Here is a 12329-nt window from a genome sequence, read left to right as displayed (position 1 = left end):
GAGATATTCTATCATTCACTCATTCTATCATTCAAAATTAAAATGGATTGGCAACCACTTTGGCTAACATTTCGGCTTGCATTCATTACTTCGTCAATTCTTTTTGTAATTGCCCTGCCACTGGCTTACTGGCTTGCTTTTGCAAAATTCAAAGGACGCGGTTTTGTGGAAGCGATTATCGGAATGCCGCTGGTGCTGCCTCCATCTGTTTTGGGTTTTTACCTGCTGCTGGCATTCAGTCCATCGTATTGGTTTGGTTCCTGGATTGAAAGTACATTGGGGTTAAGACTCGTTTTCTCTTTCGCCGGACTTGTCATCGGATCCGTCATTTATAGCCTTCCCTTTATGGTTTACCCATTAAGGGCGGGCTTACAATCATTGCCCTCCTCACTGCGGGAAGCATCCTATACCCTGGGAAAAGGGCGCTGGGAGACGTTCTATAAAATACTCTTGCCGAATTGTAAATCAGCCATACTAACAGCTTTCGTGCTCACTTTTGCACATACCGTTGGCGAATTTGGCGTTGTTTTAATGATCGGCGGAAATATTCCGGGCGTCACCAAGGTTGCATCGGTAGCTATTTACAATGAGGTCGAAGCACTGAATTATGCCGGCGCCAATCAATATGCCCTGGTACTTTTTGGCATCACATTTGTTATCTTGCTTTTAGTTTATTCGATCAATAACCGCCTGCTCAGTGTCAGACAAAATTCTTGATATTTCCATCCGGCATTCATTACAAACGGCCAACGGAATTCTTCCCATGGAAATTTCTTTTGTGGCCGAGCAAGGCAGTATTACGGCGATCACCGGACCTTCCGGAGCAGGAAAAACAACTTTATTAAGGCAGATCGCCGGATTAATCAATCCAAATTCGGGATACATCCGGTTTGCCGGCAATATCTGGCTGGATACATCTGTTCGGGTTTCTCAATATTCCCAGCTCCGCAACATTGGTTTTGTGTTTCAGGATTATGCTCTTTTCCCGCATCTAACCGTCAGGCAAAATCTTTTATTTGCCCTTGATAAAAATACGGACAATGCCATTGTTGATGAGCTTTTAAATGCTGTCGAGCTTACGCAGCTCGCTGACCGGAAACCACATCAGCTTTCGGGAGGTCAGCAGCAACGTGTCGCCTTGGCAAGGGCATTGGTCCGCAAACCCGACTTATTGCTTTTGGATGAGCCATTGGCAGCGCTGGACCATCATATGCGGAGGCGCTTGCAGGCATATTTACTGAGTCTTCAAAAACAGCTCGGTTTTACCATGCTTATCGTTACCCATGATTTAGGTGAGATTTTCAGAATGGCTCATCAGGTTATCGTGATAGAAAATGGACAAATAGCCAGTCGTGGAACGCCGTCAGAAGTCTATTTACCGGAAAATGAAGTGGACGATCAGCTAATATTGTACGGAGAAGTTTTATTCTGTACCGTTTATGATGGTCATTTATTGGTAAATGCACTGATTCAGCAATCCGTGCGCAATCTTAAATTACCGCTTCATTGGCTTTCTGAAATGTCCCCGGGCCGTTCGTTCGCATTACGCTATTCCTTGGATATAGCCGAGATCGAATTGATCAAGTAAATTCTAGCTTATTACGCCAAATTTGGCCGAAATCTTTAAGGGTAATTTTAATATCCGCTTGTCTTTTTCTCTAAAACTAATCATTTCAAATCCTATGCGAATTATTTTTCGATTTTTACAAATTGCCCTTGTAGCCTTCCCTTTGCTGGCCATGCGCCAGGATAAACCGCTGCGTGTTATCTTTTTCGGAGATTCTATCACGCAGGCTGGAGTTGGACCAAAGGGTTATATCACGATGATGACCGAAACACTAAAAGCCAATAACCAGAGCGGTCAATACGAATTGATTGGTGCGGGCATCGGAGGTAATAAAGTCTATGACCTTTATTTACGTTTGGAAGATGATGTGCTTTCAAAAAAGCCCGATGTCGTTTTTATCTATGTGGGTATCAATGACGTTTGGCACAAAAGTTCGTCAGGAACAGGAACTGATCCGGATAAATATGTAAAGTTTTATGAGGCGCTTATCAAAAAAATGAAAGCACAGAATATTCGTGTGATCCTGTGTACGCCAACCGTGATCGGTGAGAAAAACGATAGCTCCAACATGCAGGACGGCGACCTGAACCAGTACGCGAAGTTAATCCGTGACATTGCTGCTAAAAACAGTCTTCAGGTTTGCGACCTTAGAAAATATTTCCAGGAGCATCTGGCAAAAAACAATCCTGACAATAAAGAAAAGGAGATTTTAACAACAGACCGCGTTCACCTGAACGAAACCGGGAACAAGTTTTTGGCTGAGAGAATGATGGAGGCTTTGTTGAAGAAATAAGTTAAGTTTTATGTTTTGATATGCTTAGCAAGCCAAAGAAGTCAAGTTTGGGAAACGGGGACGCCCAGTCTTGACTTCTTTTTTTTTATATCCAATGATTTCTCCTCTGCGCATTCAATTATACTACTCCCAAAGTTTCTGAGGGTATTCTCCCGACTCATGCAAAGCAGATAAAGAAGCCTGCACCTTCGGTTTATCTTCCGGGTAAGTAACCCCGAACCAGTCCGATGCACTGCGGAATACGCGGCAGTCGCCCAGATCATTCTGGATAATGTAAGACATCACCGTAGGTATATAAAACTCAGCTTTGGGCGTGTTCAAATTAACCCGTGCATATTCCTCGAACAACTCCTTGGTGATTGGAAACATGGAAGGTTTAAATCCCCAAAAATTCATAGAAACCGGTGTTTCAGGAGCTAATGCGGTTTTCTCGCCTTCTTCCTCAAAATAGATCGTCCCGTTTTCCTCGAATATTTTCGTCCTTTCCACCACTGACGACAAATTCTGATCTTCTCTTTCAATACAAACACCTCTGGAAACCGTTCCGTTTTCTGAAAGTGTTCTTTTCAATTCGTAGCCAATCATCGCATGCTGCTTATCATTGGTATCCGTGCTCAAAAATTCAGCCATGGTAGCGAACGCTCCCTGTCCATAAAAATCATCCGCATTGATTACGGCAAAAGGCGTGTCTGTCTGCTCCCAGGCGCACAAGGTTGCGTGACCGGTCCCCCAGGGTTTTACGCGTTCAATCGTTCCAAGATCTTCGGGTACGTAAGACTGAACACCCTGAATGGCAAAATCGTAATCAATCTTTCCTTTTAACTTCGGAGCAAATAAAGCTTCGGCTTCATCTTTTATTTCTTTCCGGACTATAAATACTACTTTGCCAAAACCGCTGCGAATGGCATCATATAATGAATAATCAATAATGGTTTCTCCATTGGGACCAAACTGGTCAAGTTGCTTTATACCTCCATAACGGCTTCCGATCCCGGCAGCCAAAATTAAAAGAGTTGGTTTCATTAATTTAGATTAAAGTTGAAAGTTGAAAATCGAAAACGGTCCATCAATGTTACCGGCGGACTCTCGGCTGTTGGGCTTCATTGCTGAATTACCAGAATAATCTAAAACAACATCATTTAAAGCCTAACTTTTTCCGTGCACAAAAAAACAATAAAATAAGGAAAATATACTACCCGACGCCTTTTTTGATTGGGCATAAACAAAAAAAAGCGCTGTGATAACGCACAACGCTTTTACTATTATCCACAAAATCTAAAATTTATACGGCAAAACTTTCGCCACAGCCACAAGTACGTGTGGCATTTGGATTAACAAACTGAAAACCTTTACCATTTAGCCCATCGGAAAAATCCAATATTGTACCTGCCAGGTAAAGAATACTTTTTTTATCGACGATAATTTTTACGCCTTTATCTTCAAAAATCATGTCATTAGGATTGGTTTCCGAGTTGAACTCAAGATTGTATGTCAACCCTGAACAACCGCCGCCTAGCACACCCACACGAATCTGATAATCTTCTTCGTGGCCGTCGGCTTTACGTAGTTCTATGATTTTATTCTTTGCAGTATCACTTACAGTAACCATGATCTTTTAATTTTATGCATCCAGCTTCTATAACGTTTAAAATTGCGCAGAAAGTTCAGGAAATGGCCAATACCTTTTCACCTTTATTTTGCCAAACTCCTTTTTAACTTTCGCAGCCCCGTTTCAATCTTTTGTCTATAATCTGTAAAAGGGCTCAATCCTGTTCCTCCCATAATTTCCTCATTCAGGTATTTATTTTCGACAATTTCGCCGGTAAGGATATTTACAGGCCGGCGCATGAACATTTTTTCAACGGGCATATCCGACCACAAAGGCGAATAATACATACAATCCGAAAAAAAATAATGGGTTACCTGGCTATGACGGCTGCTTCCTTCCCTTAAAATCGGCTCACCTCCGTGAAACAAGGTTGCCGACCAAATCAACGCCTGCCCTTTTTTCACTTTAAAAACCTCCTTCTTCTGCCCCGTTGCTTCCATCAGCTTCTGAACAAAATTTTCATACTCCAGATACTGGGTATAAGCGCCCGGCGCTTTGGAGCCCGACAAACTGATATCAGACATATTATAAAATGGCAGTTTATGACTCCCCGGATAATAATGAAGCGGTCCGTTTGTTTCATCAATATCCTCCAACGCAACCCAGACGCCACACATGAACCGTTCGGGAACGGAATGAAAATGAATCGCGTCGCTATGTGTTTTCTGCTGAGATCCTACCCGGAAATTAAGTGTTTGAAAGGGAAAGGGGGTCCGACGGTATAAAATATTCAGCATATCCAATACTTTCGGACAACCCGCAATATCTTTTACCAATGGGGTAATATTCCAGGCATCCTGTAATCTTGGTGAAGTATAATGCGGGGCCAGAATCTCTACAATACGATCGAATGTAGATTCCGGCAATTCTGTATCAAGAATCAAATACCCCCTTTCCGCATAATGTTTTATCTGCTCTTTGGTCGTACTGTCGAGTGTGGATTGTTCCAGTTCCTGATAGAAAAATGGTGAATCAATCCAGGGAAGATTCATAGAGTAAGTCGGAAGACTCATAATCGCCAAATTTAATTTAAAGAGTTTACATCTTGCAGCTCCTAAATTAAAAAAAGTCAACTAAAAATTATCAATATTCAATATTAAGTTATCGAAAGGTTATTTACGATCCAAAACCACCGGCCCGCCCTTGTTGATTAAAGATACATGACTGCTGGAATCAATCCCGGCATTAAAAAAAGTCTTCTGCATAGCCGCTCCCACTTTTCGTGCATTTTCAACACCGCGGCTTAGTGCAAACATGGAAGGACCCGAGCCTGAAATGCTGCACCCCAACGCGCCATTGTCCAGGGCCGCTTGTTTGACGAAGTTAAATTCCGGAATAAGTATCGAACGAACCGGTTCAATAATCACATCCACCATCGAACGGCTGATCAGGTCATAATCCTCTTTCATCAGGCCAGCGACCAGACCGGCCACATTACCCATCTGGGAAATGGTATTTTTCAGAGAAACTTCATCTCTGAGAATATACCTGGCATCCTTCGTATTGATTTCGATATCCGGGTGAACGAGCGTACAATAAAGGTCTTTGGGTACCGGAATGGAAAAAATATCCAGTGGCGCATAACTTCTGATAATCACAAAGCCGCCCAATAATGCTGGCCCTACATTATCCGCATGCGCCGAACCTGAGGCAATACGCTCTCCTTCCATAGCAAACGGCAAAAGTTCCGTTCTGGACAGCGGACAGCCCAGCAGCTCATTCATGGCCACGACACCGGCCACCGCACTTGCAGCACTCGACCCCATACCGCTCCCGAGCGGCATATTTTTATGCAAAGTCACCTCGCACCCGAAATCATTGATTCCAAGATGTTTGAGCAAATGAAGCATTACACCAGTCACCGTATTTTTCTCCACTTTTCTGGGTAATCTGCCTTCATCACCAAAAATATCTTTGATAACGACACCTGGCTCATCGCGACGCTGTATTTCAACAACATCACCAGGTTCTTCAATGGCAAAACCGAAAATATCAAATCCACAGGAAACGTTGGCAACCGTGGCAGGAGAAAAGACTTTTATATAATTCACCGTAAAAAATTATTTTTCTTTAAATGGAGAACCCTGCTTAAAACATAAAGTTTTCCTGACAAACGCCTATCCCAAATAGCTACTAATGCTCATAATATCCGCAAACACACCGGAAGCCGTCACTTCTGCCCCTGCACCCGGCCCTTTGATTACCAAAGGACGGTCTTTATATCTTTCTGTCGTAAACGAAATGATGTTATCGCTGCCAGACAAAGTATAAAAAGGATGCTGTTGGTTCACGGTCCGCAATTCAACCACGGCCTTGCCATGTTCCAAAGTGGCAATATAGCGCAGCACTTCTCCATTCGCCTCAGCATTGGCCTGTAAGGTTGCAAAATAGTCATCTGAAATAACCAGTTCTTCGAAAAACGACTCAACCGTTGGCGCCTGCAAGCAGTTTTCCGGCAACAACTGTGCTACTTTCACGTCTTCGGATTCCAATGGAACACCCACTTCACGGGCCAGAATCAATATTTTTCGCGCCACATCCGCTCCGCTCAAATCATCACGCGGATCAGGCTCGGTAAATCCTTTCGCCTTGGCTTCCTTCACCACATCCACGAATTTTATACCCGGACCAAAAGAATTGAATATATAGGATAATGTTCCCGAAAGAATCGCTTCAATTTTCAGGAACTTATCTCCGCTGGCCATTAAGCCCTGAATCGTATTGATAATAGGCAGTCCGGCCCCAACATTGGTTTCATATAAAAACTTCACGCCCCGCTTTAAAGCCGTACGCTGAAGAGAAATATACTCCGCATAAGATCCCGAGTTCGCGACCTTGTTTGGGGTCACGACCGAAATACTCGCATCGAGCAGCATATTATAATATTGTACAATGTCTTTATCGGAAGTACAATCGACAAAAACACTGTTTGGCAGGTTGAGCTCAATCATGCGGTGCACGAAAGCCGGCAAACTTGTTTTCACACCTTCGCCATCAATCCTATCTTTCCAATGTTCTGAATTAATTCCATCCGGATCCAGAAGCATCTTCCTGGTATTCGAAAGTCCGGCAATGTTCAGGTTAAGAAACTTCTCCTCTCTTAAATATTTAGTCTGGTTTCTCACCTGTTCGAGCAGGGTTTTGCCAATAAGGCCCACACCGACGATGAACAAGTTGAGTGAACGTGTTTCAGAGTGAAAAAACACTCCGTGAATCGCATTCAATGCTTTCGACAAATCGCTTTTTGAAATAACGACAGAGATATTCAACTCGGAAGATCCCTGAGCGGTAGCCACCACATTGATACCATTTTTACCTAAAACAGAGAAAAGCTTGCCCGAAACACCGGTGCTTTTCTTCATCCCTTCCCCCACGATCGCGATAATGGAAAGGTTTTTTTCTATGCTTATGCTATCGATATAGCCGTAGGTAATTTCGGAAGCAAATTCTTTTTCAAGCACCTCTGTTGCTTTCACCGCATCCTTCGGATCGATCGAAAAACAAATGGAGTGCTCCGAGGACGCCTGTGATATCAGAATCACGCTAATGGCATTCTTGGACAAAGCGGTAAACAGCCTTCCGGAAATACCAGCGACGCCAATCATACCGCTTCCCTGAATATTTACCAAAGCAATTTCATCGATGGACGAAATACCGGTTATCGGATAATCCTTTTTGATCGCATTTTTTTGCACATAAGTGCCTTCAAAACCGGTATTGAAAGTATTGAGAATTTTTAAAGTAATATTCTTGGCAAAAGCAGGCTGCAAACTGGGTGGGTAGATCACCTTGGCGCCAAAATGTGACAGTTCCATCGCTTCGGCGTAAGAAATCGAAGGAATGGTAAATGCGTTCGTCACCTTGCGCGGATCCGCCGTCATCATGCCATCCACATCCGTCCAGATTTCAATAGACTCTGCATCCAGAGCCCCTCCGATAATCGAAGCTGTATAATCCGAACCTCCGCGGCCCAATGTTGTGGTTATCCCGTCCTTCGTTGACGCAATAAATCCGGTCACACACTGCAGGGCATTTACCTTCGAAAAATAGTCAAGAATAAGCTGATTTGTCACCTCAAAATTGACGTCACCCAAGCCGTAGGTTGCGTTCGTACGGATGATCTGGCGCGCATCACAAAACTCAGCGGCAACGCCTCTGCTTTTGAGTACTTCGGTAATAACCAGTGTCGACAAGCGCTCACCAAAACTCATGATCAGGTCCATCGTACGTGACGAAAGTTCACGAATCCAGGAAACACCTTTTAATATATCGCCAAGCTCATTGAACAGTCCGCGCACGGCGGCAAACGTGCTGCTTTGATTTTTTACATTGATCAGTCCACGTACAATCACAAAATGACGCTCTTCCACGACCTTCAGAAACTCAATATACTCGCTGTTTCCCGCAGCAGCCATTTTGCCAATTTCAATAAGGCGGTTCGTGACACCTCCCATGGCTGAAAAAACAACAGCGATTTGCTGGCCCTCAGCCAGATTATTTTCAAGAATACCGATTACCTGTTTGATACTATCGACCGAACCGACCGATGTGCCGCCAAATTTGAGAACCTTCATTTAAAGCTATTACGAATTAACAAAGTTTTGATAAGAGCACTTCCGCTGTCCGTGAACACCGGGTTGCAAATATAGCAATTCAATCGCCTTATAGGTTGATTTTAAGAATGAAAAGCATCGGGAATATCCCAATCCGGTCATTTGCAAACTGTAAAATCATGCAGAACCCACAGACGCACGCCCAAATAAGCAAACCGTCATTCCTCGGCAAAAGATCTCATTTAGCCATGCAAAGTCAGCATCTCATCTTGTTAAACACGCGAATCAATATTAATATAATACAATAAAATTTAAAACATTACAAAAACTTGTATGATTTAAATAAATACTTAAAGTATATTTTGAATTTTAATATAATTAGAAATATAAATTGCCATTTTTATATTTTTATATTCTTTTTATTTTTAAATATTTTATTTTTATAAAATAAAATTCTGAAACATTAAACAATTACAAACAAATAAACTTTATTAAAAAATTAAATTATATGGATATAAATCAAACATTTTAAACATTAAAATTCATTTATAAGAATTAATAACAAACAAATACTTAAAAATTCACTCCTATAATATTTAATAATAAATATGTCTTTTTATTCAAATATTACTATTTAATACTCTTAACAATCTAACTAATGAGAAAACATTTTACATCGGGCTTTATGTCCCTGCTTTTACTGTTCAGCCTGGCTTCCTTTGGACAGGATATGACTATCAAAGGCAAAGTGACGTCCAAAGGAGACGGCAGCGTATTGCCGGGCGCCAGCGTGTTAATTAAGGGAACCAGCCGCGGCAGCACAGCCAACGCCGAGGGAGAATTTACCATTTCAACCCTGCCAACGGCCACACTGGTTGTATCATTTATAGGTTTTAAGTCGCAGGAAATTCCCGTTGGCTCCAAAACAACACTCGACATTGTGCTGGATGAGGATGCGACACAATTCAGTGAAGTAGTCGTCACGGCCCTCGGAATCGCCCGTGAGAAAAAAGCACTGGGTTATTCTGTTCAGGAAGTGAGCGGAAAAGCTTTAACCCAGGCAAGGGAAACCAACCTGATCAATTCCCTGTCGGGCCGCCTGGCGGGTGTGCAGGTAACCAATTCAAACGGTGCACCAGGCGCCTCTTCGCGTATGATTATTCGTGGAGCGAGCTCGATAGGCAGTAACAACCAGCCGCTTTTCGTGGTAGATGGCGTACCGATCGACAACAGCAATTTCGGTTCAGGAACGGGTGTTGACTATGGCAATGCAGCGGCTTCCATTAACCCCGACGATGTGGAATCGATCAACGTTTTGAAAGGCCCAAGTGCAGCCGCACTTTACGGATCACGCGGAGCGAACGGCGTCGTTTTGATCACAAGTAAAAGCGGAAAAGGATCCAAAGGACTAGGGGTTTCATTCAATTCCAACACTTCTTTTGAATCTGTTTTCCGCCAGCCGGAATGGCAAAATGAGTATGGACAGGGTACAAAAGGGCTTTTTTCTTATAAGGATGGACAAGGTGGCGGTATAAATGACGGGGTGGATGAAAGCTGGGGACCAAAACTCGATGGCCGGTTATTGCCGCAATTTGACTCCCCTGTCGCAGCGGACGGAACAAGAACGCCTACGCCATGGATCGCTCATCCTGACAACGTTAATCAGTTTTACAAAACAGGAAAAACCTACACAAACAATATCGGCGTGACGGGCGGCAACGACAAGGCAGATTTCCGCTTGTCTTTCACCAACCTGAAACAGAACGGAATTCTCCCAAACACAGACTACAAACGTCAGACCGTTTCATTGAATGCAGGATGGAATCTCACCAAAAAACTTAATGTAAGAGCCACGGTTAACTATGTAAAAGACGGCAGCGATAACCGTAATAACTTCGGCCTTTACTTCATCTGGTTTGGTCGCCAGGTTGACATGAACAACCTGAAAACGTTCCAGAAACCAGGTAGCATTTATCAGAACAACTGGAATGACAACTATTGGACAAACCCATACTATCTGACAAACCTGAGCACAAAGGAAAACCAGCGTGACCGCATGTACGGAAACATTTCTGCCACCTATAAACTTACAGACTGGCTTACACTGACGGGCCGCTCCGGCACTGACTTTTATGAAGACCGCCGTAAAACCAGAACGGCTGCACGTCAGGCTAAACTTGGAACGACGCAACTTTATGATGCCTACAACGAAGAGCAGATTTTCGTCAGAGAATCCAACTCGGATTTCCTGTTGAATGCGACGCGCAAATTCGGCGAATTTGATATCACGGCAAACATCGGAGGAAACCACCGTTCCAATTTCGCGCAAAGAAATTACATGGGCGCCACCGAACTGGCAATCCCGAGAGTCTGGAACATGGGCAACTCACGCCAGCGTCCGGTTACCGAAAATTCATTTATCGAAAAAACAGTAAACAGCTTATACGCTTCGGCCAACCTGGGTTTCCGTAATTATCTATTTGTTGACCTGACAGCCCGTAACGACTGGTCGAGCTCGCTCCCAAGCAGCAACAGGTCTTATTTTTATCCTTCTGCTGCCGTGAGTGCGATCCTTTCCGATATGTTTGATATAAAATCATCGGTATTGTCTTTTGCCAAAATCAGAGCGGGGATTGCACAGGTTGGTAACGATACGGACCCTTATCGCCTGGCAAGTACTTACAAATATGAAAATCCCTGGGGAAGTATTCCAACATTATCGGAAAACAATGCCTTGTTAAATACGGAGCTGAAACCCGAAATCACGACTTCCTATGAAATTGGTGCCGATATCAGACTTTGGCAAAATCGTGTAGGACTTGACCTTACCTATTACAACAAGTCATCGACCGATCAGATTCTGGACGTGAACGTTTCCAATGCATCAGGTTATTTATCTAAACTTTTAAACGCAGGCAAGATCACCAACAAAGGGATTGAGATTCAGTTGACGGCAACGCCTGTTAAACTTGACAATTTCCAGTGGGATATTTCTCTAAACTGGGCCCGCAACAAAAACAAAGTTATTTCCCTTGCCGACAACCTGACTACTTATCAGTTAAATACAAGTTATAACCCGATCACCCAGGCAACTTCCACAAACAGTTTCCGGGGCCTATCCGTTGAAGCACGTGTTGGACAACCGTATGGCACTTTCTTCGGAAAAGGTTTTTTACGCGCCCCGGACGGACAAATTGTTTACGATGCACAAGGCTATCCAATGCTCGACCCGGTGAGCCGCGTATTAGGAAACTTCACTCCTGACTGGATCGGAGGCATTTCCAATACCTTTAAATACAAAAGCTTCTCGCTTAGCTCCCTTATTGATATCAAACACGGCGGAGACATTTTCTCTCAGTCGATCAACGTGGGACGTTACACAGGTGTTTTGAAAGAAACAACGCTGGGTCGTGAAACCGGTATTGTTGGCCAAGGTGTCGTAAACACAGGAACTACGGATAATCCTAATTACGTACCAAACACAAAAAGCATCTCTTCCGAGGAATATCACCATAAATATTATCTGCTGACCAACAACGAAAACACGATTTTTGATGCGAGTTATGTAAAACTTCGTGAAGTTAAATTCACCTATATGCTTTCCGCTAAAATTGTCAAAAAACTTCCGTTCCGCGACATCGCCATATCCGTTGTCGGCAGAAACCTTGCCCTCCTGAAAAGCAATCTTCCGCACATCGACCCGGAAACAAGTTATTACAACGACGGTAATTTACAAGGTGTAGAAAACGGTCAGATTCCGACAACAAGATCGATCGGTTTTAACATCAGTTTCAATCTATAATTCCC

The 12329-nt window shown here is 43.3% G+C and carries 9 protein-coding genes; 4 read left to right on the top strand and 5 right to left on the bottom strand.

All coding sequences use genetic code 11. From position 1 onward, the window contains the following. Positions 1-42 precede the first annotated feature (42 nt). The 3 genes from modB to RB622_RS21025 all read left to right on the top strand — a co-directional run bounded on the left by modB (position 43) and on the right by RB622_RS21025 (position 2360). Positions 43-717, top strand: coding sequence for a molybdate ABC transporter permease subunit (modB, locus tag RB622_RS21035; RefSeq protein WP_308048630.1), 675 nt, complete (start codon positions 43-45; stop codon positions 715-717). Next, positions 698-1588: an ATP-binding cassette domain-containing protein gene (locus RB622_RS21030; protein WP_308048629.1), complete on the top strand. Its 891-nt coding sequence runs from the start codon at positions 698-700 to the stop codon at positions 1586-1588. Before modB ends, RB622_RS21030 begins: the two co-directional genes overlap by 20 nt. A gap of 94 nt (positions 1589-1682) precedes the next feature. After that, entirely contained in the window at positions 1683-2360 is a 678-nt protein-coding gene (locus RB622_RS21025) for an SGNH/GDSL hydrolase family protein (protein WP_308048628.1), read from the top strand. A gap of 123 nt (positions 2361-2483) precedes the next feature. Here RB622_RS21025 and RB622_RS21020 read toward each other — a convergent pair whose 3' ends face one another. The 5 genes from RB622_RS21020 to thrA all read right to left on the bottom strand — a co-directional run bounded on the left by RB622_RS21020 (position 2484) and on the right by thrA (position 8543). Then, positions 2484-3383, bottom strand: coding sequence for a sugar phosphate nucleotidyltransferase (locus RB622_RS21020; RefSeq protein WP_308048626.1), 900 nt, complete (start codon positions 3381-3383; stop codon positions 2484-2486). Positions 3384-3642: 259 nt separating this feature from the next. Continuing rightward, on the bottom strand, positions 3643-3969 hold the full coding sequence (locus RB622_RS21015) for an iron-sulfur cluster assembly accessory protein (RefSeq protein WP_254561741.1): 327 nt from the start codon (positions 3967-3969) through the stop codon (positions 3643-3645). Between the two features lie 83 nt (positions 3970-4052). Further along, positions 4053-4982 (bottom strand): phytanoyl-CoA dioxygenase family protein, encoded by a 930-nt coding sequence (locus RB622_RS21010; protein ID WP_308048625.1) that lies wholly within the window; start codon positions 4980-4982, stop codon positions 4053-4055. 99 nt (positions 4983-5081) lie between these two features. After that, positions 5082-6020, bottom strand: a complete 939-nt coding sequence (locus tag RB622_RS21005; RefSeq protein ID WP_308048624.1) for a homoserine kinase — start codon at positions 6018-6020, stop codon at positions 5082-5084. A 66-nt stretch (positions 6021-6086) separates the two neighbouring features. Further along, positions 6087-8543 (bottom strand): bifunctional aspartate kinase/homoserine dehydrogenase I, encoded by a 2457-nt coding sequence (thrA, locus tag RB622_RS21000; protein ID WP_308048623.1) that lies wholly within the window; start codon positions 8541-8543, stop codon positions 6087-6089. Positions 8544-9180: 637 nt separating this feature from the next. On the opposite strand from thrA, the gene RB622_RS20995 reads away from it, so the two are divergent. Continuing rightward, positions 9181-12324, top strand: a complete 3144-nt coding sequence (locus RB622_RS20995) for a SusC/RagA family TonB-linked outer membrane protein (RefSeq protein ID WP_308048622.1) — start codon at positions 9181-9183, stop codon at positions 12322-12324. Positions 12325-12329 lie beyond the last annotated feature (5 nt).

The organism is Dyadobacter sp. LHD-138 (assembly GCF_030929615.1).
Classification (GTDB): domain Bacteria; phylum Bacteroidota; class Bacteroidia; order Cytophagales; family Spirosomataceae; genus Dyadobacter.
Note: the sequence above shows the minus strand (reverse complement) of the source record. Positions and strands in the feature narration are given on the sequence as shown.